The sequence below is a fragment of the Streptomyces sp. NPDC003038 genome (genome assembly GCF_040611115.1).
In the GTDB taxonomy this organism is placed as follows: domain Bacteria; phylum Actinomycetota; class Actinomycetes; order Streptomycetales; family Streptomycetaceae; genus Streptomyces.
Genome location: NZ_JBEXNN010000026.1, coordinates 24632 through 47464, shown reverse-complemented (window position 1 = coordinate 47464; position 22833 = coordinate 24632). Strand labels below are relative to the sequence as shown.

At 70.1% G+C, this 22833-nt stretch carries 25 protein-coding genes; 14 read left to right on the top strand and 11 right to left on the bottom strand.

Annotated features, from left to right (window positions below):
- Positions 1-234: 234 nt before the first annotated feature.
- A complete protein-coding gene (locus tag ABZX75_RS26365) occupies positions 235-2352 on the top strand; it encodes a prolyl oligopeptidase family serine peptidase (protein WP_355414678.1) in 2118 nt (705 codons plus the stop codon).
- A gap of 843 nt (positions 2353-3195) precedes the next feature.
- Here the strand turns inward: ABZX75_RS26365 and ABZX75_RS26360 are convergent.
- The gene (locus ABZX75_RS26360) at positions 3196-3861 is read right to left on the bottom strand and encodes an HNH endonuclease family protein (RefSeq protein ID WP_355414743.1); all 666 of its coding nucleotides are present in this window, start codon (positions 3859-3861) and stop codon (positions 3196-3198) included.
- A gap of 355 nt (positions 3862-4216) precedes the next feature.
- Between ABZX75_RS26360 and ABZX75_RS26355 the strand changes: the two genes are divergently transcribed.
- Complete coding sequence (locus ABZX75_RS26355; RefSeq protein ID WP_355414676.1) at positions 4217-4624, top strand: hypothetical protein; 408 nt, start codon at positions 4217-4219, stop codon at positions 4622-4624.
- A gap of 166 nt (positions 4625-4790) precedes the next feature.
- Positions 4791-4985, top strand: a complete 195-nt coding sequence (locus ABZX75_RS26350; RefSeq protein WP_355414674.1) for a hypothetical protein — start codon at positions 4791-4793, stop codon at positions 4983-4985.
- 37 nt (positions 4986-5022) lie between these two features.
- Here the strand turns inward: ABZX75_RS26350 and gcvH are convergent, their stop codons facing one another.
- Complete coding sequence (gcvH, locus tag ABZX75_RS26345) at positions 5023-5406, bottom strand: glycine cleavage system protein GcvH (RefSeq protein WP_355414672.1); 384 nt, start codon at positions 5404-5406, stop codon at positions 5023-5025.
- Positions 5407-5963: 557 nt separating this feature from the next.
- Between gcvH and ABZX75_RS26340 the strand changes: the two genes are divergently transcribed.
- From ABZX75_RS26340 to ABZX75_RS26320, 5 genes are all read left to right on the top strand, one after another.
- Positions 5964-6455 carry a hypothetical protein gene (locus ABZX75_RS26340; RefSeq protein ID WP_355414670.1) on the top strand — a complete coding sequence of 164 codons (492 nt, stop codon included), beginning with the start codon at positions 5964-5966 and terminating at the stop codon, positions 6453-6455.
- A gap of 91 nt (positions 6456-6546) precedes the next feature.
- Entirely contained in the window at positions 6547-7176 is a 630-nt protein-coding gene (locus ABZX75_RS26335) for a hypothetical protein (RefSeq protein WP_355414668.1), read from the top strand.
- Entirely contained in the window at positions 7142-7732 is a 591-nt protein-coding gene (locus ABZX75_RS26330; RefSeq protein ID WP_355414666.1) for a DNA-binding protein, read from the top strand. The genes ABZX75_RS26335 and ABZX75_RS26330 overlap by 35 nt, the downstream gene beginning before the upstream one ends.
- 240 nt (positions 7733-7972) lie before the next feature.
- A complete protein-coding gene (locus tag ABZX75_RS26325; RefSeq protein ID WP_355414664.1) occupies positions 7973-8395 on the top strand; it encodes a YidB family protein in 423 nt (140 codons plus the stop codon).
- A gap of 123 nt (positions 8396-8518) precedes the next feature.
- Entirely contained in the window at positions 8519-8863 is a 345-nt protein-coding gene (locus tag ABZX75_RS26320; RefSeq protein WP_355414662.1) for an SH3 domain-containing protein, read from the top strand.
- Positions 8864-8920: 57 nt separating this feature from the next.
- On the opposite strand, the gene ABZX75_RS26315 is transcribed toward ABZX75_RS26320, so the two are convergent.
- The 7 genes from ABZX75_RS26315 to ABZX75_RS26285 all read right to left on the bottom strand — a co-directional run bounded on the left by ABZX75_RS26315 (position 8921) and on the right by ABZX75_RS26285 (position 14929).
- Positions 8921-10369: a hypothetical protein gene (locus ABZX75_RS26315; protein WP_355414660.1), complete on the bottom strand. Its 1449-nt coding sequence runs from the start codon at positions 10367-10369 to the stop codon at positions 8921-8923.
- A 301-nt stretch (positions 10370-10670) separates the two neighbouring features.
- On the bottom strand, positions 10671-10928 hold the full coding sequence (locus ABZX75_RS26310; RefSeq protein ID WP_355414658.1) for a hypothetical protein: 258 nt from the start codon (positions 10926-10928) through the stop codon (positions 10671-10673).
- Between the two features lie 38 nt (positions 10929-10966).
- Positions 10967-11167: a hypothetical protein gene (locus tag ABZX75_RS26305; protein WP_355414656.1), complete on the bottom strand. Its 201-nt coding sequence runs from the start codon at positions 11165-11167 to the stop codon at positions 10967-10969.
- 100 nt (positions 11168-11267) lie between these two features.
- Entirely contained in the window at positions 11268-12032 is a 765-nt protein-coding gene (locus tag ABZX75_RS26300; RefSeq protein ID WP_355414654.1) for a helix-turn-helix transcriptional regulator, read from the bottom strand.
- Between the two features lie 12 nt (positions 12033-12044).
- Positions 12045-12326 (bottom strand): hypothetical protein, encoded by a 282-nt coding sequence (locus tag ABZX75_RS26295; RefSeq protein ID WP_355414652.1) that lies wholly within the window; start codon positions 12324-12326, stop codon positions 12045-12047.
- A 1072-nt stretch (positions 12327-13398) separates the two neighbouring features.
- Positions 13399-14229 (bottom strand): hypothetical protein, encoded by an 831-nt coding sequence (locus ABZX75_RS26290; protein WP_355414650.1) that lies wholly within the window; start codon positions 14227-14229, stop codon positions 13399-13401.
- 148 nt (positions 14230-14377) lie between these two features.
- On the bottom strand, positions 14378-14929 hold the full coding sequence (locus ABZX75_RS26285; protein WP_355414648.1) for a hypothetical protein: 552 nt from the start codon (positions 14927-14929) through the stop codon (positions 14378-14380).
- A 155-nt stretch (positions 14930-15084) separates the two neighbouring features.
- Between ABZX75_RS26285 and ABZX75_RS26280 the strand changes: the two genes are divergently transcribed.
- A complete protein-coding gene (locus tag ABZX75_RS26280) occupies positions 15085-15330 on the top strand; it encodes a hypothetical protein (RefSeq protein WP_355414646.1) in 246 nt (81 codons plus the stop codon).
- A gap of 81 nt (positions 15331-15411) precedes the next feature.
- Here ABZX75_RS26280 and ABZX75_RS26275 read toward each other — a convergent pair whose 3' ends face one another.
- Complete coding sequence (locus ABZX75_RS26275; RefSeq protein ID WP_355414644.1) at positions 15412-15660, bottom strand: hypothetical protein; 249 nt, start codon at positions 15658-15660, stop codon at positions 15412-15414.
- Positions 15653-15955, bottom strand: a complete 303-nt coding sequence (locus ABZX75_RS26270; protein ID WP_355414642.1) for a hypothetical protein — start codon at positions 15953-15955, stop codon at positions 15653-15655. The genes ABZX75_RS26275 and ABZX75_RS26270 overlap by 8 nt, the downstream gene beginning before the upstream one ends.
- Positions 15956-16037: 82 nt before the next feature.
- Between ABZX75_RS26270 and ABZX75_RS26265 the strand changes: the two genes are divergently transcribed.
- The 5 genes from ABZX75_RS26265 (at position 16038) to ABZX75_RS26245 (ending at position 22739) form a co-directional block, all read left to right on the top strand.
- Entirely contained in the window at positions 16038-16253 is a 216-nt protein-coding gene (locus tag ABZX75_RS26265; RefSeq protein ID WP_355414741.1) for a DUF418 domain-containing protein, read from the top strand.
- A 145-nt stretch (positions 16254-16398) separates the two neighbouring features.
- Positions 16399-16812 carry a hypothetical protein gene (locus ABZX75_RS26260; RefSeq protein WP_355414640.1) on the top strand — a complete coding sequence of 138 codons (414 nt, stop codon included), beginning with the start codon at positions 16399-16401 and terminating at the stop codon, positions 16810-16812.
- Positions 16812-17369: a hypothetical protein gene (locus tag ABZX75_RS26255; protein ID WP_355414638.1), complete on the top strand. Its 558-nt coding sequence runs from the start codon at positions 16812-16814 to the stop codon at positions 17367-17369. The genes ABZX75_RS26260 and ABZX75_RS26255 overlap by 1 nt, the downstream gene beginning before the upstream one ends.
- 5 nt (positions 17370-17374) lie before the next feature.
- Positions 17375-21988, top strand: a complete 4614-nt coding sequence (locus tag ABZX75_RS26250) for a putative T7SS-secreted protein (protein WP_355414636.1) — start codon at positions 17375-17377, stop codon at positions 21986-21988.
- The gene (locus ABZX75_RS26245; RefSeq protein WP_355414634.1) at positions 21981-22739 is read left to right on the top strand and encodes a hypothetical protein; all 759 of its coding nucleotides are present in this window, start codon (positions 21981-21983) and stop codon (positions 22737-22739) included. The genes ABZX75_RS26250 and ABZX75_RS26245 overlap by 8 nt, the downstream gene beginning before the upstream one ends.
- Positions 22740-22833: the final 94 nt, after the last annotated feature.

Here is a 22833-nt window from a genome sequence, read left to right as displayed (position 1 = left end):
TGACGGTCAGGCACCATATGGTGTAAATGCACCGTGCTGGCGTGAGGAGTATGTGATGGACGAACTGCCCACCCCTCTGATTTCTATTTGGCTCATTCTCTCCGATGAGGTTCTGAGTCTGCCGGATTGGCGGCAGGAGTTGGCTTCGGGCGGGACCGACTGACGGCGTTGAGTGTCACGAGGCAGGCGGCGGGCAGCCCGGTTTCGGAATGCTCGCCGCCGTCCCATGCCCCCTTGGCCTATCCCGCGGCTTGTCGCCTGCCGGTCACCGATGAGCTGCACGGCCGGCGTGTACCTGACCCTTACCGGTGGCTGGAGGATGACGAGGACGCGGCGTGCGGGCGGTGGCTGGCGGAGCAGGAGCATCTGGTTGCCGAGCATGTCCCGTCCTGGTCGAGCAGGCCGTACTTCCGCGCGCTGCTGGGTGAGCTGCAGGAGCTGGGCGGGACGCTGACGCCGGTGGCGACGCCGCCGGTCTACCGACGGACACTGCGGTTCTTCCTGCGCCGGGACGCGGACGCGGAGCTGCCGGTACTGGTGGTGGCCGACGCCACCGAGGTGGGCGGGGAGCACGAACGCGTCCTGGTCGATCCCCTCGCGATCGACCCGGCCGGGCTGACCTTCCTCACAGCATGGAGGCCTTCCTGGACCGGCCGGCTTCTCGCCTGCCAGCTCACGCACCGGGGCAGCGAAAGCCCTGAGCTGCGGGTACTGGACGTGGCCAGTGGGCAGGTGGTGGACGGCCCGCTGCGACCTGGCCGCCCGACTCCTGTGGCCTGGCTGGTCGATGAGAGCGGCTTCTACTACATCACTCACTGCGCGGGGTCCGCCTCCCGCTGTGTGCGGTTGCACCGCCTCGGCAGCGATGCCGACAGCGATCCGGTCGTCTTCGAGACCCCTCACCCCCATCTGTCGGTGGCCATCAGCCCGGACGGCCGATGGCTGACCATCAGCTCCGCACCCGGTGCTCTCAGCGGCAACGACCTGCGCCTGGCCGACCTCTCCAAGACGGCCGCCAAGCCGGAAGCACCCGAGCTACGGCTGATCCACCACGGCGCGCAGGAGCGCACCAGCGCGCTGCTGAAATACGGCCCGCGCGGGATGCTCTACGCCGTCACCGATGCCGAAGCACCGCGCGGCCGGGTCTGCTCCGTCAACCCGGCCGACCCCCACCGCACCTCTTGGACCACCCTGATCACCCCGGAACCGGATGCCCTGCTGACGTCGTGCACCGCGTTGACCGATCCCTCCAGCCAAGAACTGCGGCTGCTGGTGGGCACCACGCGCGCAGGGGCGGCCCGCCTCGCCGTGCATGACGCGGCGGGCCACAAGCTGACCGACGTACCCACGCCGGGCACCGGACCGGGGACCATCAGCAACCTCAGCGCACCCCCCGACGACACCGGACAGGTCTGGTTCACCTACACCGACTTCATCACCCCGCCGGCCGTCTACCGCTTCTGCGCCCGGCAGGGCCACTGCGTGGCGCAGGAGCCGGCCCCCGCCGCCACACCGGCGCACGCGGAACCGGTAGTCCGACAGCTCACCTATCGCTCCGAGGACGGCACCCCGGTGGGGCTGTACCTGATCGAGCCACCCGAACCCGCCACCGGCCCACGGCCCACCCTCCTGACCGCCTACGGCGGATTCGGCGCCCTGGCGGCACCCGCCTACTCCCCGACCATCATGGCGTGGGTGCGGGCCGGAGGAACCTACGCCATCGCCGGTGTCCGCGGCGGCGGCGAGCACGGCACACACTGGCACGCAGCAGGCAGCGGCATCAACAAACCCACCTGCTTCGCCGACTTCGCCGCCGCCGCCCTCCACCTCATCGACGAGGGCATCACCACCCCCGACCGCCTGGCCATCAAAGGCGCCTCCCACAGCGGCCTGGCCGTCGCCGTCGCCCTCACCCGCGACCCCGACCGCTACGCCGCCGCCGTCTGCTCCGACGCCCCCACCGACATGATCCGCTACCCCCGCTTCGGCATCGGCCCACTGTGGGCACCCGAGTTCGGCACCCCGGACGACCCCGAACACCTGAACGTACTGCTCAGCTACTCCCCTTACCACCAGGTGAAGCCCGCCACCCGCTACCCGGCCATCCTCCTCACCGGCGCCCGCGTCGACCCCCGCGTCGGCGCAGCACACATGCGCAAGTTCACCGCCGCCCTCCAACACGCCACGGCATCCAACCGCCCCGTCCTGCTGCGCACCGAGGCCGACGTCGGCCACGGCTTCCGCACCACCTCCCGCTGGGCCGATCTGGCAGCCGACACCCTTGCCTTCTGCGCCACCCACACCGGCCTGACACCACCGGTGGACCAGCCGGACAAGACCGGCCACGGCTGATCCTCTGCAGTCGCCCCCCCCAGCACGCGGCCAGGAAGCCTGACCGACGCTCCAATAGAACATCGCCCCCTTTACGGTGAGGTGATGGGTCTGTCCAGTAAGCGGTGTAACCGTGGTTGCACACAAGGCGCGGTCAGCGACTGGTGCCGCGCAGCGTCGGCGTCAGAACAGGCTCTGGTGGATGGCTTCGGGCTGTGCCTCAGCCTTCTCGGGTGCGGCGTCAGGGACGGATGGCCGGGGAGCCAAGCGAGGTATCCGGGCCCGACGGTGTGGCCGACCCCGGTGACATGGGCTCGTTCAGATCGCCGTCAGGCAGCTGGATCGTGGACGGGTCGGGCCCAGAGGGGCTGATCGTTGCCCAGGGGCGGCTGGCCGCCGATCTTGATCGCGCGAGCCAATTTGGTGTGCCGCCTCGCCATGACGATCACCGTGGGGGGGTACCAGGGGCGCGGGCAGGTGACCCATCAATGAGTAGACATAGCAACCTTTTGGCGGCGTCGACCCTCTTGATCGCAATGTGTGGTGCTACTGGGCCGACCGCACGCGAGCCCTCTCCCGGAAACCTGAACAAGCCGAGGCGGCTGTCGCGCAGTGCCTTCGCTCAACCTGCGGTTGCGGCCCGTCCCCCGCCGAAGCGGGGCACATCCTCGGCAGTGACGTCCAGGCGCAGGCGTGTGTAACGCAGTGGTTGGCGAAAGACGCCGCTCCGGTCGATGGCGGTGTCGGCCACCCCAGTGTGTGGTGGCGGCCCGGGGTTAGCCAGGGCGGTCTCTCAGCCGGAGGACCAAAGGGCCGCCACCCCTCACGGGGGACGGGACGGCCCTCGGTCCTGCTGCGCCCCGGCTACGGGGCGGGGGTGAACTCCACCTCGGTACCGCCACAGCCGGCCGCGATGTCCCACAGCCGGTCCCGCTCCAGCTCGTCCACCGCCAGACCCCACCGGAGCTTGGTCGCCGTCCACTCCGCGCCGTACCGGCACAACGCCTCCGCCGACGACGGGAGCCACTGCGCCGGGTCCTGATCCGCCTTCTGCCGGTTCGACCGGGCCGTCACCGCCACCAGGGAGGTCGCCTGGCCGAGGTCGTTCGCATACGCCTCCCGCCGCGCCGCCGTCCAAGCCGAGGCCCCGCTGTCCCAGGCCTCAGCGAGCGGGACCATGTAGTCGATGTCCAGCGCCCTAGCCAGCTTCACCGGCCGCTCGTCGTAATAGCTCCACCACACACCCCCGGTCAGCGTGCAGCCCGGCCCGACCTCCGGCGCCTGGACCGCCTCCGCGATCAGCACCTCCGCCCGGGTGTTACAGCCGTCGGACGGGTTCGCCCCCGCATTCCAGTGCCGAAACGAGGTGCGCTGGTAGCCGGTGCGGTCCTCCACCGCCACCCGAAGCGCAGACACCGCCACACCGATCGGAAGGACCTGCGGCACAGCGCGCTCCTCCGCCGCGGCCGCGGTAGTGACGGGAAGAGACAGGGCAAGAGCAGCGGCGGCCGCAAGGGCGGCCCGCATCATGATCATCACAGGGCGGTTGTAGCCGCACCCCCACCGTCAGCAACAGCCCCCAGCCCGCGGGTTCACCCTCCCGAGGCACCCGACACCGCCGAAACGCCACTGCACACCAACCCATGGCGGCGCTGCACAACGGCGGGGCGGCCGACCCTCAGCCGGCGGCCGCGACCGGACCCGCCCCGAACCCAGGAACGTCCTCCATCGTCAAGACCCTCGCAGTACATCGCCACCCCGTCATCCTTGGCCACGGGGGGGCGTGCCCTCGTGCCTGACTGCCAGGGCTACATGAACGCCACGTGCTGGACGGACGCCTGGCGTGCGGATGGTGACGGATACCGAGAGCTGTCGTTGAACGGCCGTGATCAAGCATCGGACCGCAGCTGCCTTTGGGTGCCTCTTCGTTTCCTTGGGCGGTGGCCTTGCCGTCGCAGCACCAGCCTCGGCCGGGGGCATCGGGGACCTCCTGTCCCCGGCCTTCGGGACCAGTTGCGCCAACTACAACGTGGGAGCCCGTGCAAACGGAGCCGCCACACAAGGCACCGGCACGGCCAACGGCAACCTCGCCGGTCTTCCGCTCGGCAGTGCACTCAACCACTGCGGCGGCGCCGATCTGGCTGACATCTTGATGAGCACGCCGCGCGCCAACGACGATGGCGAGCATGCCTTCAATGATTTGGTGCAGCTCATTCACGTCGACGCCCGCGAAAACAGGATTCCGGTACTGAACGAGTCAGCCGAGGTGGAACTGTCAGGCGAAGCGGAGTAGGAACTGTAAAGCTTCGCAGCCCTGACCACCCGCGTGGCCGCCACCCCTGCTACCGCCGACGGCATTGGTGATCTCCCCTCTCCCGCGTTCGGCGTCAGCTGTTCCAACCACCAGGCCGTGCGGGAGCTGCTCGGCGGCCGCGACGAGATCGGGGAACGCGCATCGGATGATCGAGCGCCGCCCGTTGGGCACCGGCCCCCGCCCCGCTACTCCCCCGCCGCAGCCCTCGGCCGCGCATCGGGCCCGCCTCGCCGCCGAGGGACCCGCAACCACCCCGTCCGCCGAGGAGCTGACCGGCAGGCCGCCAGGCGCCGCCAGTGGCCGGCGCACCCTCGGTTCCGGCAATCCGGCCGAGGACTGACCATCGCTAGCCGAGGTCGGGCATGGCTGTCGGGGGGCTATTCGCCAATTGCAGCTTTATATCCGGCGGCGTCGAGCAGCTTGTCGAGCTCGGTGCGATCTGCGGGCCGGAGCTTGAACACCCACGCGCCATAGGGGTCGACGTTGATCAATTCGGGGCTGCCGCCGAGTTCCTCGTTGACCGCGATGACCTCGCCGCTGACCGGGGCGTAGATGTCCGAGGCGGCCTTGACCGACTCGACGACACCGGCCGCATCTCCGGCCGAGAAGGTCGTACCCGCCTCGGTCAGCTCCACGAAGACGATGTCTCCCAGGGCCTCCTGGGCGTGATCGCTGAGGCCAACCGTCACCGACCCGTCGGCTTCGAGGCGGGCCCATTCGTGGCTTTCGGTGAAGCGGAGTTCGGCTGGGATGTTCGACATGGGGCCCCATTCGTTTCGTCAGCAGGTTGACCGGCTACGGCAGCCAGCCCGGAACATCTTCCTTCACCGACAGAGTTCCTGTGATCACCTTCAGCAACCTCGCCGCACGGGCGCATCATCCTCACCCTCGCGCGATGTTCAGCCCTTGGTCTTCGGGAACCTGGTGGTGTCGGGCCGACTCCGGCAGCCGTGCCCCGCCGGGCCGTCCTCTCCCGCTCGTATCGGTTCTTGTGCCAACGACACATCCCCAAAGGGTGGGCACCGACTCCGCAGCCTGCGCCAGCATCGGCTCAACTGGCGGTTGCAACGTCACCGTGGAGCCTTTCTCGGCCCCGGGGCCGCCCACACGATCCCGTGGACGGCCCCGGGCAGCGCCCCACCCTCGGGTGCGTGTCACCGAGCTGCGCCGGTCTTTCGCATGGGCCGCGTGGGTGAACTCCGGCCGGATCGCGGGCTCTCACCTTGCGCCTGATCGTCTAAGGCTGCAATCTATTTCTTGTCGGGAAGGGGAACGGCACCCCGCCCCGGCGCCCAACACGAAACGGAAGGACATGCCCATGACGATCAACTTCGACCCCATCACCAACGCGGAGCGCGCCAAGAACGGCGCCGTCATCACCGACCTGCACACCGAGCTGGCTGTGGCGGCGGGCAGCATCCCCAGCGCCGCCGAGCGGGCCGAGATCGGGCGCGCGCTGGCCGAGGTCCACCACGGTGGCCGCATCGAGGCCGTGGAGGCCGTCAGCGTCGCCTCGGGCCTGCTCGCCGACCTCTTCCACTGCGCCGACGGCCACATCAGCCCCCGGGTGCTGCTCGACGCCGCCGCCTGCGAGCAGCGGGCGATGGTGAGCATGGCGGGGAACCTGCTGTCCCTCGGTGAGGACGGGCGTCCCGGCCGGGTGGTTTGCGCGGTGGCGGCCGTTCTGGACTGGGCCGCGTGGGCGGGGATGTGCGCGGAGGCGGTGGTGACGCTCGCGCACGGCAGGTGGGCCGAGGAGGCCGAGGAGGAGCGCTTCGCGCACGTGAGGGCCGCCCGCAGCCGCCACTGACACACCGGCGCCGCCGGGCCCGCCCCTCCGGGCGGGGCCGGCGGCCGACACCCGGACCGCGTACTGCCGACACCAGAGAAGAGGCCCCGCCATGACCAGCACGCCCCACACCGCCGCCACCACGGTCAGCGCGCACCTGCGCGCCGAGCTCGCCGCGCTCGGCGTCGCCGCGCAGCACTGCGTCGACCGCGCGGACTCCTACGTCACGATCCTGCGCGAGGGTCAAGCCGTCATCACCGTCAGCGGCCTGCCCCTCGCCGGGGACGACGTCTCGGTCCACCACGCCCCCGCTGAGCACGCCGGGTGGCTGGCGTGCTGCCGTACCCCGGATGACGGGTACGAGATCGTGCACGACACCTACGACCAGGAGACGGCGTACGAGGCGGACACCGCCGCGCTCCTGGCCGCCGTCCTGAACACCTGCGGCCGCAGGCCGCCTGACGCTGTCTCGGCGGGCTCCCCGGCCGGGGAGCCCGCGGCACGGGAAAGGGCCGGTGGGACACCCCCGCGAACGGGGGCGACGGCATCCACCGGCCCTACGCTCCCACCAACACCGGCACGGAAAGAGCCGAAAGGGAAGCACGACCAGTCTAGAGCCCGTCTGACCCCGGCCGGCGGCCCGAAACCGCCCCGGCCGGCACCCGTACCGGGACCCGCCCCGTACCCCACTTCGAAGGAGTCCCCCTGTGATCCCCCACGGCCGCCCCGCGCTCACCCTTGACGACGTCGCCGCGCGCGCCGGTGTTTCCGTCTCTTCCTGGCGGCGCCACCACCACGCCGCCTTCACCGCAGCGGTGAAGCCTCTGCCCGGATCCGCCCGACCGCTGCTCTACGACGCCGCTCAGACAGACGCCCACCTCGCCGGCCTTCCCGTCCCGCCCCTCCCCCAAGAACCGCACGGGCAGGACCTGCTGAGCGACTCCGAGGTCGCCGCCGTCACCGGGCTCACCACCACGACTATCCACTCCGACGTCACCGCCGGACGGCTCCCCCCCGGGGTCGAGCTGCACGGGCGGTGGTGGTGGACCCGCGAGGCTGCCGAGGCCCGCGCGGTCCGGCCCGCGCAGTACAAAGGCCGCACCCCCGGCGCCAAGGGCCGCGCACCACGCCGCACGCCCCCCGACGCCCGCGTCCCCGAAATCGCCGCCGCGCTCGCCGCCGCCCACACCGGCGACGGGCCGGCCGTCACCCCGGCCTCGCTCGCCACCCACTACGGCATCAGCACCCGCACCGCCGAACGCCTCATCCACAAAGCCCGCACCCCCACCCGGCCCTAAGTGCCTGTTTGTGAGGCCGCCATGACAAGTGCTGTGGTGGTGCGGTGCTGACGTTTGTCGTCTGCCACTGGTTGTCAGTGGTTCTGTCATGAGGTCTGTCAGTAGGCAGTGGTGTCGTCGGAGTCCGTGAGGCGGAGGCCCGTACGGACCACTGGCGCTTCGACCAACAACCAGTGTCTGAACCGCTCGTTAGGCAGGAGCGAACACATCGAACGCACTCTCCAATGTAAGGACGCGATCATGGCGGGTAACGACCTCGGCAGTCTGCTGGGCGGCCTCCTCGGCGGCGGCGACAAGAACAGCGGGGCCGGGAACATCCTCGGCTCGCTGCTGGGCGCACTCGTCGGCGGTGGTGGCAGCCACGCCAATGCCGGTAGCAACCCGCTCGACGGCTTGATGGGCATGCTCGGCAAGTCCGGCATCGCCGACCAGGCGAACTCCTGGGTCAGCACCGGCGAGAACAAGGCGGTCAGCGGAACCCAGATTGACCAGGCACTGCCGGACGAGACCCTGAAGAAGGTCGCCGAGCAGACCGGCGTCTCCCCCCAGGAGGCAGCCGACCAGATCGCCCAGTCCCTGCCGACGGCCGTCGACAAGCTCAGCCCAGAGGGCGTCCTGCCGACCGGCAGCCTGGAAGACCTGATCAGGCAGCAGACACGCTGACACCCCCGACGTCCCCGCGGTGGGCGCGCTCGCTTCGAAGGGCGCCCACCGCGTCTGCGCACCCTGGCCGCGCTTTCCGCCCTTGGAGCCCCCGCAGCTGCCGTGCCCGCGACTGTTCCGGCAGTGACGGTCGTGTGGAACTCCTGCGGTTACCACCCCTCCACCAACTTGAAGCTCCGTACGGGCCCGAGCAGCCGGCACACGGCGATCGGACTGCTCACCCCGAAGGACAGCGTCCAGATCCTCCAGGAGCGCAAGGGCTTCTACCAGGTGGAGCTGGAGGGCGATTCCCAGACCGGGCTGCGGTGGGGAACGAAGGGATGGGTGTCCAAGCACCTGACCCCACACGTCTGCATGCGCCTGAACGGGCGCCGGGGTGGCACTCCGTCCCCGGCGCAGAGCGCAAAGCCACCAGGAGGTCGGGACACGCACCGGAAGGGCCCGCAGCGCCCCGTACAGCGCCGTTGACACGTATCCCGGTGACGCGCTGGGGGCGGGGTCGCCCGTGCTGCGCCCTGCGCCCCTTCAGGGCCTCTGACCGCCGGTTCCCGCCCGCCGGGCGCAGCGTGGGCGCCACCGCGGGACGGGCAACTCGGTACGTTGTCCGGCCAGCGCCGCGCAGCGGATCCCGCCTCCTGGATGCCACTCCATCACCGGGCCCAGCGCGTCCCCGTGCTCCGGGCACCAGGAGACCGGGACGACTCCCCCACAGTCGTGGCGCTTGCACACACACCCTTCCCCCGGCCCGGCGTACGCCATCCCGTGGCGGACCACCTCGGCCGCCGACCCCTCCGCGGTGCCCCGCAGGCCGGACGGCCACGCCAGCGTCACCCGCAGGCCGCCCGACCCCGAGCGGAACCGGTCGATCACCCGTACCTCCCCCAGCACCGCCAACGGGCCTGTGCCCGGCGCGGTCAGCCGACGCACCGATGCCCCGAACTCCCCGGCCGCTAGCTCGGCCAGCGCGTCGGCGTCGTCGTCGGTGGACCAGCCGGACAACAAGTCCTCGCCCTCGGCGTCATCGGCCAGGGTCAGCCACGGGTCATCGAGGCGGAACCGATGCGTGGCGCCCTCGGGGCCGGCCAGCACCAGTGAGGCGACCGTCGGCCCCGTGGGCACTTCGATCTTGTCGTGGGCGAGGAGCCAGGCAACCACCTGGGAGCGGTCGAACTGCGGGTGCACGTCCGTGCCGGCCACCGGGTCGGGGAAGTCGGGGTGCCGGCGGCGCCAGTTCACCACCGCAGCCCGGCCCACCCTGGCGATCCGCGCCACCTCCGCCAGGAACGCCCGATCCCGGCCCTGGGCGATCGGGTCGAGGGCGGCGAGCGGGGAGCGGCGGCCCGCCGCCACGGTGCGCATCGCCCGCCAGTCCACCGAGGGGCGGACCACCTCCAGGAGCGCGACGTCCTCGGCTGAGTAGAGGGGGACCGTGGTCGCCCCGCCCTGCCGTTTGTAGTCGATGTCCACGGAGCCGACCGGGGACAGCCAACCCAGGCGCACCACCTGGTCGAAGTCGGTACGGCGGACGCCGAGGCGCACTGCGGCCTGGTCCGGGCCCAGGGGCACGTGCCGGTCGAGGAGGGCGGGCAGGTCCCGGCGGCGGCCGAGGGCGGCCACCTGGTCCGGGTGGACGTCGGGGACCTCCGGGTCCCCGCCGAGGTAGACCAGGAGACCGGCTTTCACGAGGCGGCCGACCGCCGAGGCCGTCACCCGCGGCCTAAGGATCGGGAGCGGCACGCCCAAGGCCTCCGTCAACCGGTCCGCCGCCACTCCGGCACTCATCGGGCCCCGCAGCGCCGCACGCATCTGCTCCGCGTCTGCGGCCTCCACCACCACCCGCGACCACCGCCCCGGGCCGACGTCCGCCAGCGGGACCAGGCCCGAACCGGTAGCCCACCGCCAGGCCGCCACCGGAACCCGCAGCCGGGACGCAGCCGCGTACTCGTCGTACTCCTCACGCACCGAACGCGTCATGAAACGCACTCCAATCGCACATCGACCGGCCCGACCACCGAGCCGTGCCCGAAACATCCCGGAAGATCCTGTTTGTTGTCAATAGCTCCGATTTCAGGGCGAGTTGGGGGCACACCGCACAAGCCGCCTACGCGTACGCGAGGGCCCGATTCACCCCTGCGGGGGAACCGGGGCCGGCCCCGGGCACACGACAGCGCGGGCCGCCACCAGGTGGTGGCGGCCCGCGCTGGGGTCGTCGGAGGCGCCCGCTCAGGCGGGCCGCAGGACGACGGTCGAGGCCGTCGGCCGGCTCAGAGCGTGTTCACTGAGGCTGCGGGTTCGACAGGTTGTTGACCAGGTCGGAGAGGGCCCCCGGGTCACCCGTCTTCACGAGGTGGCGGTTCGATGACGCGTGACCGCCACCGCTGTCCCCGTCCGTGCCGTCGGCGCCGAAGCCGAGCGATGAGCTGCCTTGCCCGATGGCGCCCTTGTTGGCGCCGGGGGTGTCGTCGGCTGAGGCTGGAACGGCGGCCAGGAGCAGGGCCGCGACAGCGAGTGTGGAGGAAGCGAGAATCTTCATGCCCGGCCAACGAGGAGACCGGCAGCAGGGTGCGCCGGTCAGTCGGCCGCCGCAGCCGTGCCCTGCCCGAACCGGGGTACGTCCTCGGCCGTGACGTCCAGGCGCAGCCGCTGGAACCGGAGCGGGTGCCGGAAAACTCCGCCCTGGTCGATGGACCGGTCGGCGCTGATCTCAGCGACCAGGTCCGGGCGGACCAGGACCGCGTCCAGGACGTCGCGGGACCCCCACGCGGGCCACAACCACCCACCTACCGCAGAACTACAGCCCCGTCACAGCACATGCCGGGCCGGCCCCGTCAGACGCTGGGGCTGGGCTGGAGGCGGGGTTCGGCGGCAGCGATCAGGCCGCTCGCGACTTTCGCGGGAGGAGCTGCCTGCTGAGGTGTTCCCGGTCCCAGGTGCGTTCCCGTATGACTTCCGGCTTCCGAACGCGGATGCCCCCGGAGAGCCGCGGCACATACCGTTCGAACTGCCGGTGGAGCTGCGGGTGGAGAACCACGTGATTGGACTCCTCCATCCTGATGGCCAGCACGGCCTCGAGGTCGCGGTGCCGTGTGATCCGGTCGAAGGCCTGTGCCCAGCGCTCGGCTGTGCGGTCGGGGAGTCCGCAGGCGGTGAGGAAGGCGAGGCACTGCTGGCGGCTGGCCGGCAGTGCCTGCCGGTTCACGATGCGCGCGGCCGAGCTGACCGGCAGCAGGTGCCTGCCGCCCGCCTGTTTCTGGAGCTGCCGCAGGGGCGGGGCGCCGGCCGCCTCGTAGAAGTACTCCATCGCCTCGCCCAGGTCGCCGAACGTGGTGGCGAGCTCCGGTGCGCGGGGTCGCCGCAGTTGCTTCAGGCGCCCCCGCTCGGCAATCCGAGCCTTGAGCCACACCGGGCGGAGAACGGCCGGAGAGGCGCCACATGCCGAGGCTAACTCCTCGGCTGTCTCCCAGGACGGCACGGTCCGGCCCGAGGCCGCGCGCTTGAGGGTGGCCGACGACAGACCGGTCCTCACCGCCAGCTCGTCGTACGTCAGCCCGGCTCCGGTCCGCAGCGCGCGCAGCGCCTCGGCCAGTACGCCGCGGGTGGGGACCGTGTGGTCCACGGGAAGTTCAGGACGTCCCATCCCGAGCCCCTTCTACCGGCCGGCCTGGACGAAGCCGCGGACGGCCGCTGCCACCTTGCCGCGGCCGCCCGGCGTCACGGTGACCACGATCAGCGTGCTGATCGTGGCGGCGCCGGCCAGGAGCTGGAAGATCTCCAGCATCGGCATCTGCCCGTACAGCCGCATCACGACGGCCAGGACGAGCACCACGCACACGACCGCCGCCTGCGGCAGCGTCATCCCGCCCGCCGGCCCCGGCCGGGCACCCGCCTCACGCCGGCGGTCCTGGCCCTGCGCACGGCTCTGTTCCTGCATACGGAACTCCTCGTTCCGGGAGCAGGGCGCAGCCCGGCTCCCCTCGGTACGGCGAGAGGGGGCGGTAACCCGCTCCCCCTCGTGTTGATGGCTTCGCGCCAAGTAGCGCTTTCCCGGGGGCGATTGCAGTCGCCTTCCGGGATCACCAGGATGCCAGGACCGGCTCTCACGGCCTAAGCCTCACCAGCCACACGCCATCCCAAATGCGTGAAATGCCTGTTCATTCGTTCACTGGCGTCCATACGTTTCACGCGTGAAAGGCCGCGGCCGGAATGCCTCTGACCAGCGAAAACAGTGGGTCGCGTAAACGATCGTTGCGGCGCGCGCCAACGATCGTTTCCATCGAACCCCGGGAAACACCCTGCAACGGCGCCCCAACACCGCAGTTCGTTCACACCCGTCCAAACGCAACTTGCCTCCCGTGACGACCTAGGCCACCGTGGGGGACACCACCCGCTGGGAGACCGGCGGAACCCCTCGAATGCTGATGGCTTCGCAGACAGGGACACAGCAGCACCGCGTTGCAGCGCGAGTGCCGCACGCGACAGGGCCGACCCGCACACACCGGGCCGGCCCTGTCCTCATTCCCAGCCCGAATTCCGAACCTGCCCCCCATGGGGGCGTCGTGCGCACGATGTGGAGCCGCGTAAGTCGACTCACGCGGCCTCGGACCGGCGGCGGGTACTCCCCCGGGCCGGGAGTCCTGCAACGCCGTGGAGGACGATCCGCTCGAACTCCTGCCACTCCCCCGGCAGCCCGGCGGCGTCGATGCCGCTCGCCTTAACAGGCGCAGCAACCGCGCCCGGACCCCCGTCGCCCGCGCCGAGCCCTCAGGGTCACGGGAGCGTCTGCGGCGGGTGCAGAGTGTCTGAGCGTGCAGGGCGGGCATCTCCGCCTACCGTCGGCTCCGGGCCGCTCCCCCACCGCGGCGTGATGCCCGGGAAGGCCGGACTGGACGCGGCAGCGGGCGCTGTCCGGCTATCCGAAGTCTGGCCTGGGTCAAGGCGGTCCGGACCTGTCCTGCGCGGCACCGCCGGACCACCCTGTACGGCCAGCGCCGCGTTTCGGCCCCTTACTGGATATGCGGTGCGTACGGAACGAATAGCCACGAGTCTAGCGACTCTTCCAACCCCTCTTCCGGGATTTGCATATATCTTGTCGGATCGATGAAGTCCGTCAAGTTATCAACGGCTGACGAGCGGGCCTGCGTGGACACCAAACAAACAGAAGTAGCATCGCTCTCGGGAATTCCGCCGCGCACCATTCGAGCCCCCCTCGCGAGACGAGCAGCAGTCACGAATGAGATGTCATCACCATTGATCGCATCCTCCACAGTGTGAATCCCGGCATTCATTTGAATGTTCAAAGAACCCCGTTGACCGAGAATCAATAGTCGCCTGGTCATGTAGGGCAAAAGATACCCGACCAGGAAGGCGGCAGGCTGCTTTGCGAGGACCGCAACGGAAACTCCGTCCTGCGCCCAACTACCCACTTCCAGGATCGGATCCGACCATCCTTCTGGAGGAGCTTCCTGGATCTCATTCAAGGAAGCTGTAAGCTCCGAAATTACAACAGAACGGCGATCCAGAGCAGACCCATCGCCGCTCGAAAAACGGGCAATAAGAAGGCACTTCGGGGTTCCCGGTGGCGGCACCGTCCTTACCCACAGCTTCATCGGAGACTCGGATCCAACCTGACTCACGAGGCTCACCCAGGCTCCCAAGTCATCGCGAGCAGGATCTGTTCTTCTCGGAAATGCAGCGTCGCTCATGAACGCAACAACCCCGATGCGGTCTCCGTTCAGCGCGTCTCGAAAAGCGTGACCATGCCTTTGCGCCCGCATCTCGCCAAAAACCCCGCCCGTATAGTCGCCATTTTCTATGCGACAGAATCCAGAGTGCATGAACACCCTAAGCTGCGGGCATCCATCCCTACCCCGACCATCACCCCGAGCCCTTCGAATTATGTCATCAAAACTTTCAAGCAGCTCCTTGGCGAGAGATGGCACCTCATCATCCGAAGCCCGGAAAACGAGTAGCGTTCCATCACTATCACTCTCTTGGCGATAAAGATTTACTCCCCCCTCTACTCATCTTACCCAGCACCGAAGTGACGACATCCTGAAGTCGCCGCTCCGGTGAAACCGACGGCGACGAAGGATCGATCCACTCAACCGCGCAAACAAGAACTTCGAAGAGGTTTGAGTTGTTGGACGCAGGCTCCGTGAAAGTACCCACAGCCCCGTCGGATATGCGATTCTCAGTGGCGGACGGAGCACGGCCAACCGCAGGCGTTGCCGCCTTGAGCGCGCTTCGCTCGTTCGCCGCTTTCTGCCGCAAGTCCAGCCACCACGGCAGACCCTTGGACGGCACACCACTTCGGCTGGCTCGGGATTCGAGCAGCTGAATCAGAAAGCGGAACGGCGCGTCGGCCTCGGGTACTGCCACACCCGCGAGCCAACTGCTGAGCTTCGACTTCCCCAGCCTCACAACTCGGGGCTGCTTCTTCCCTTGCTCCTCGATCCGCGCCAGGGAGAGGCCGGCCGAGGCTCTCAGGTTCCGCAGCTCCTCGGCGAGCAGGTCACGAGCCGACGTGTCCCCCATGGGTCTCCCTGTTCAGTCTGAACCTTCTCTGAACGGTCATTTCAACAGGTCTGACCTGACCTGACGCTCCGTTCAGTGGAATGAGTACTCGCTGAACCTCACTTCCGCCAGGCTCCCTTGCTCCTGTCAGCAACACCCACACGAGGGAGAAGACGATGAAGATCTTCACGACCCAGGAGCAGGACCAGCAGCGGGTGGACGGCATCCCGCCTCAGGGCTTCGGGCAGCCGGCGTCGACCCGGCGGGACCTGCGTTCCAGCGCCCCGCGTCGCTTCGGCAAGCGCCGCCAAACGCTGCGGTCCCTGACCCGCACCGCCGGACACGGCATCGTCCGCGGAGCAGCGACCGCCTTCGGCACGTTCGTGATGGGTTGGGTCCTCTGGTGGGTCCAGCAGCGTTGATCGCGTTCGTCCAGAAGGCTGGGCACCGGCTGTCAGTAGCGTCTCGGACACGTACGGGGTCCGGGTGCTGCTGTTCGGTGTTCAGGCCTCGATGTACGCCACGATCGTGATGGTCCGCAGGGCGGTCACGTAGTAGATCACCCGTACCCCGTCGATCTCGTCCGCGTAGTCCCGCAGCAGGGTGCCGGGCAATTCCGTGCCGAGCTCGGGGTTGACGCTGATAGTGACGATCGCGCGGTCCAGGCGGTGCGTCTCGTTCGCGGTCAGTTTCGTGAGCTGGGTGAGGGCCGGCTCGACCATGACGACGCTGTCGTGCTTGCCGTTACCCATCCTGTGCGGTCAGGAGCAGGACCAGGGCCTTGGAGCGGGTGGTGCCGAGGGCGGTGGCCACCACTTCAGCCGGCATGCCGTCGTCGCACAGCGCGCCGACGGCCTCCCTGCCCACCCGGGCGGCGATCCGCTCCAGCACCCCGGCGGCGCGCAGCGCGGCCAACGGCGCGTCCGCGACGGTGGCGGTCAGCTGCTCGGCCGTCTCGACGAGGAGGGCGGCCAGCCGTTCGGGCAGCGGCCCGACCTGCCGGCCGGATCCCGTCTGCGACCATGCCCCGGCCGCGCACGCGCCCACACCCGGGCGGCCCCAACAACCAGTGCAGTTGGGTACCGGGCTCCGCGACACATCCCGAAAACACGAGACCCGATAAGGTTAAATCCAGCACGTCTTCACCGGCTACGGCCTGGCCCTGTACGACCACCTCAGCCCAGCCGTCGTCATTCTCGGGTCACTCGTGTTGTACGCCGGGCAACTCGCCCTCAGTACTGGACTGATGGCCCGACACCGGTACGGCCCTGTGGAATGGCTGCTGCGCGCGATCACCCTTGCACGACTCCCGCACGACCGTGACCGGTCGGCAGCCACACGATGACGCACCCTCCGACCCTTCTCCACCCGGCCTCGAACGGGCGACCGCACGGAGCAGGGGCCGATGCTCGGTGGGGGCCGACCGATTGGGTAGCGTGTGCGAATTGGGGGCTGTCGAGTCCGGCACCCTCGGAGAACGGGGGCACTTCATGGGACTGGCCGAGGAGATATCCGCCGTGCGCAGCGGATCGGGGCATTCGGGCCGCTTGCTGGGGGAATTCCGCCGCACCGCACTGCTCGTGCCGCTGTCGGAGGGCGATGGCGGCGGTCTGATGTCGGGGTGGCAGGGCGGTGTCCGCTGGATTTACGCGTTCACGGACGAGGAGGCTCTGGCCCGTTTCGCGGTGGCGCGCGGTGCCGGTGCTGGTGCGCGTGAGTGGGAGTACCTCTCGATCCTGGGTGCCCGTCTCGTCGACGCGGTGATCCCCACGGTCGACGGTCCGACCGGTGTGGCGGTCGATGTCGCGGACGAGGACGGTTCGATGCTGTTCCCGCCGGTCGTGGGCATCGTGCCCGACGCGTATGCCGTGGATGCCGAGCCCGATCGTGCGGATGTCGTCTGATGGCGGGCGATGCGGATCTTGAGGTCTCGCCGACAGCGGTCAAGAACATCCAGGACGGTCTGCGCAAGGCCATTGCCGAGCTGCGGGAATCTGGGGATGCGGCCGGTGCCTCGATGGGTTCGGGGTTCAGCGATCTGTCGATGACGGGGATGGAGGCCGGACACGCGGGCCTGGCCACCGACTTCGAGGACTTCTGCGAGCGCTGGGAGTGGGGCGTGCGCAGTCTCGTGCAGAACGCGAGCGCTCTCGCCGGCAACCTGGGCATCGCGGCGGGCACGGTGTGGGAGGAAGAGCAGTACCTCCAGGGTGCGTTCAAGGTGGTCGCCAATGCCGCGTACGGCAATCCGCACGCGAGCGAGGACGAGATCGAGAAGAAGAGCTGGGACGACATCTGGCGGGCGGATGTCTACAAGCCGGACTACAGCGCGGAGTCCTTCGACAAGAGCGACGAGGACATCAAAAAGACCTGGTCGGACACGGGCGACAAGCTGACGTCCAGCGGGAGGATCGGCTCGATCAAGGATCTGCTGGACCAGGCCGGCGGGGGCGGTAACTGATGGGCGTGAGGGACTTCGTACCGGACTCGTGGGAGGACCGGGCCGAGGACGCCGGTGACCTGATCGAATGGGGCGGCGACAAGGTCGCCGACGTGGCGGAGGACGTCGGTCTCGACAAGGCGGGCGACTGGGTCCGTGACAAGAGCCGCTCGGCCGCCAACCAGCTCGGCGCGGACGTCTCCGAGCTGGAGCTCGGACAGACCGAGGACCCGAACAAGCTGGTCTACGGCAGTGTGTCGAAGATCCGCGCGCAGGTCTCGCACCTCAGTGACTTCGAGCTCTCGTTCACACTCGTCGGCAACGGCCTGAAGGCCCTGGAAGGCGACGGTCTGAAGGGCGCGTCGGCGAACGCGTTCCGGGACGCGATAGCCAAGGAGCCGCCGCGCTGGTTCAAGGCGGCCGAGGCGTTCGGCAAGGCCGCCGACGCGATCAACCGGTTCGCGGACACCGTGGAGTGGGCGCAGGGCCAGGCCGAGGAAGCCCTGGCGGACTACAACCACGCCAAGAAGGTCTCGCAGGACGCGCGCACCGCCTACGACAAGTCGATCACCGACTACAAGGCCGCCGTGAAGGCGGAGAAGGACACGCTGCCGCCGCGGCCGGCCGACGACTTCACCGACCCCGCCGGTCCGCTGTTCAAGGCGGCCGACGACAAGCTCCAGACCGCACGCACCCAGCGCAACGAGGTCGCGGAGACGGCCCGCACGGCGGTCCGCGCGGCCCGCGACGCCGCCCCTCCCAAGCCCTCGTACTCCGAACAGCTCAAAGACGGCGTGGACTACCTGGAGATCGCGGAAACCCACCTGGCCGGCGGCGTCCTCAAGGGCACGGCGGGCCTCGCCAACTTCGTCCGCGCAGTCACCCCGTTCGACCCGTACAACCTGACCCACCCCGCCGAGTACCGGACCAACCTCAATTCGACGGTCGCCGGCCTGCTCGTGGCGGTCAACGACCCCATAGGCACGGGCAAGAAGATGCTCGACGACTTCATGAAGGACCCCACCGAAGGCGTCGGCAAGTTCCTCCCGGAACTCGCCGGTACCAAGGGCCTCGGCGCGGCGAAGAAGGGCGGCTCGGCCGCGCGGCACCTGGACGACCTGGACGGCCCGGGCCGCAAGGAGACGGACAGGAACGGACCGCACCACGGTGAGCGGCCCGACCCGGACAAGGCCAGTGAAGGCACGGACCCCGTCGACCTCGCCACCGGCCGGATGTACCTCCCGCAGACGGACGTGGTCCTGCCCGGCACGTTCCCGTTCGCGTTCACGCGCCGTGCGGAATCCGGCTACCGGGCGGGCCGCTGGTTCGGCCCCACCTGGTCCTCCACGATCGACCAGCACCTGGAGATCGACGCCAAGGGCGTCGTCCTGGTCTCCGAGGACGGTCTCCTCGTCGGCTATCCGCATCCCGCGCCCGGTGTGCCCGTACTGCCGGTGTCGCCGTCGGGCCCGCGCCACCTGCTGGCACGCACCCCTGACGGCGACTGGACGCTGACGGACCCGCTGACGGGCGCCGTCCGCCGCTTCGTCCCGCCGGCCGACGGCACCGAGAACGGCATCGCGCCGATCGCCCAGTTCGAGGATCCGAGCGGCAACCACGTCGTCTTCGAGTACGACGAGCACGGCACGCCGCTGGGCCTCACCCACTCCGGCGGCTATCGGCTGCACTTCGGGACCGAAGGCGGCCGGATCACCGCCCTGCACCTGTCCGGCGGCGGCCGCATCCTCGCGTACGGCTACACCGACGGGAACCTGACCGAGGTCACCAACTCCTCCGGTCTGCCGCTGCGGTTCACCTACGACGACCGCGCCCGCATCACCTCCTGGACGGATACGAACGACCGCCGCTATGAGTACGCCTACGACGACCTCGACCGGTGTATCGCCGAGGCCGGCGAGGCGGGCCACATCGCGCTCACCTTCCGCTACGACGACGTGGACCCGCAGACCCACCACCGGGTGACGCGTGTGACCACCGCCGCCGGTCATACCCGCCAGTACCTGATCGACGACCGCTACCGGGTGGTGGCCGAGACCGACCCGCTCGGCGCGGTCACCCGGTACCAGTACGACAGCGGCGGTCGGCGGACCGCACACACCGATCCGCTCGGCCACACCACCCGCAGCACCTTCGACGACACGGGCCGCATGGTCTCCTACGTCAGGCCCGACGGCCGGGAGGCCCGCGCCGAGTACAACGACCTCGGCCGGCCGGTCAAGGTTGTCGCCGTGGACGGATCGGTTGTCCGCCAGACCTACGACGAGCGCGGAAACCGCACCGCGGTCAGCCGCCCCGACGGGACGGTCACCCACTTCGGCTACGACGGGAGCGGCCACCTCACCACCGTCACCGACCCCCGGGGGGCGGTCACGCGGATCCGCACCGACCGGGCCGGGCTACCGCTCGCCGTCACCGACCGGCTCGGCGCCACCACCACGTACGAGCGGGACGCCTTCGGGCGGGTCACGGCGGTCACCGACCCCCTGGGAGCGGTCACCCGCATGGAATGGACGGTGGAGGGCAAGCCGCTGCACCGGACAGACCCGCACGGCCGGCGCCGCTCGTGGACGTATGACGGCGAAGGGAACTGCCTGACCCGTACGGACGGTTCCGACGGCGGCGGGGTGCACTTCGAGTACACCCACTTCGACCTGCTCGCCGCCCGGACCGACGCGGACGGCACGCGCCACGCTTACACGTACGACGCCGAGCTGCGGCTGACCGGGGTCCGCAACCCGCAGGGCATGACCTGGGAGTACACCTACGACCCGGCGGGCCGGCTCATCCGGGAGACCGACTTCGACGGCCGTGTGCTCGACTACGCCTACGACCCGGCGGGCCGGCTCGTCACCCGCACCGACGCCCTCGGGCAGCGGATCACGTACGAGCGCGACGCCTTGGGACACACCGTCCGCAAGGACGCGGGCGGCACGGTGACGACGTACGAGTACGACGTCTTCGACCGGCTCGCCGTCGCGGTGTGCGGGGACAGCGTGCTGACCCGGCTGCGGGACCGGGCGGGCCGCATCCTCCAGGAGACGGTCGACGGCCGCACCCTCACCTACACCTACGACGCCATGGGGCGCCGCACTGGCCGGACCACTCCGACGGGGGCCGTCGCCGCCTGGGCGTACGACGCCGCGGGCCGGTGCGACGCCCTGACCACGTCCGGCCGCCGGATCGGCTTCATGCACGACGCGGCGGGCCAGGAGCTCAGCCGTACCTACGGCGACGCCGTCACCCTCGACCAGGCGTGGGACGAGACCGGCCGGCTGGTGGAGCAGCGGCTCACGGGCGCCGGGCAGGGGGTGGTGCAGCGCCGCGGCTACACCTACCGGTCCGACGGGGGCCTGACCGGCGTCGACGATCTGTTGGCCGGCCCGCGCAGCTTCGATCTCGACCCGCGCGGCCGGGTGACGGCGGTGCACGCCGGGAACTGGACCGAGCGCTATGCCTACGACGATGCGGGCAACCAGACCTCCGCGTACTGGCCCGGCGCCCATCCCAGAGGCCAGGAAGCCACCGGACCGCGCACCTACGAGGGCACCCGGCTGATCGGCGCGGGCCGGGTCCGCCACGAGTACGACGTCCTTGGCCGGGTCGTGCTCCGCCAGAAGGCCCGGCTCTCGCGCAGGCCCGACACCTGGCGCTACGAGTGGGACGCCGAGGACCGGATCACGGCGGTCACCACCCCGGACGGGACGCGCTGGCGGTACACGTACGACCCGCTGGGACGGCGGACGGCGAAGGAACGGATGACGCCCGACGGCCTGGAGGTGGCTGAGCGCACGGTCTTCACCTGGGACGGCACCGTGCTGTGCGAGCAGCGGACCGGCACCGCGGCGCAGGAGGCCGGCGGGATCGCCGTGACCTGGGACCACCGCGGCCTGCAGCCGCTCGCGCAGACGGAGCGGATCCTGGGCGCCGGCCAGGATGTGGTGGACGAGCGGTTCTACGCCATCGTCACCGACCTGGTGGGCGCGCCCGCCGAACTCGTCGACGAGCGCGGCGGACTGGCCTGGCGCAGCCGCTCCACACTGTGGGGATCCACGGCCTGGAACCGGGACGCCACGGCCTACACGCCGCTGCGCTTCCCCGGCCAGTACTTCGACGCCGAATCAGGCCTGCACCACAACTACTTCCGCACGTACGACCCCGAGACCGCCCGCTACCTGAGCCCGGACCCGCTGGGCCTGGCGGCGGCCCCCAACCCGGTGGCGTACGTCGCCAACCCCCACGGGTGGTGCGACCCCTTCGGGCTGGCCCCGTACTCGGACAGCACCCGGGCGGCGCAGGGCGTCGACCACCAGCTCAACGAGGCGGAGAGCGGCAAGGACAACCACTACCTGAAGGGCATCGGGAACGACGAGGTGAAACTGGAGAGGTACCTGCGGGGCCATCTGCAATCGCCGGCCAACTACGTCGACGACGCGACGGGGGCGCGGATCATCATCGACAAGAGCTTGGACCCGTCCAGGCCGGTGGCCATCATCCGCCAGGACCATATGATCCATGCGTACCACATCGAGCCGGAGGACCTCTCCAACTACGTCACTCCGCGGGACGGCAAGGACACGGCGAAGTGGCGGACCCCGAAGGACGACGAAGTGAATGAGTAGCCTCAGCGGTACCCCCCGCAATCCCGCACCCGGCTGGCCGGGCTACCGCGCCGAGCCGTCCTACGACCCCGGCCAGAGCAGGGTCTTCCCGGCCCCGGTGCCGGCGGAGCTGCGGGCGCTCGGCCACGACGTCCGGGCGGCCGACTGGCCGGTGCGCCTCGCCTTCCGCAGCTCCCGGACCGCGCTGCTCGACACGCTCTGCCGCTGGCAGACCCTGCGTGCGCTGGCGTACGTGCACCTGCTGGCGGCCCGCACGGGGGACGAGCGGCTGCCAGTCGACCTGAGGGTGGTTCCCGACCCGGAGGCGGCCGGCGATCCGGGCCTGCCCGAGCTGCTGGCGAGGCTGGAGCATGCCGCCGCCGGCCTCCCGGCGGACCTGCTGGACGCGGTCGTCTGCGACAGCGGCGGGCTGCTCGCCGACAATCGGTTCGCGGCATCGGTGCTGGCCGCCGGGCTCACCGCCGATTCCCGGCCGGGGGACCCGGACGAGGCGGTCTCCCGCGCCGTGGTGCTCACCAGCTACTGGTACGAGGTCCCCGGGCTGCGCAGCGCGCTGGCCCTGGCGTGGAGCGCGAACCTGTTCGTCCGCTCCTGGCTGGGGTGGTCCCAGCGGTTCGTGTACGGCGCCCCGGCGGGAGGCATCGGCATCACCTCCGACCCCCGCCCGCCCCGCCCGGCGGCGTCCGCCCTCCCGAAGTGGGCAGAGCCCCTGCTGGACCGCATCGAGCAGGGTCCGGGGGCAGCCTCGTGACACCCTGGCCCGAGCCGCATAGACGTGGTCAAAATCTGGGGTCAAGGCCCCCCCGCTCACAGCCCACACGCAGCACAGGGCTGCTGGGCACCTG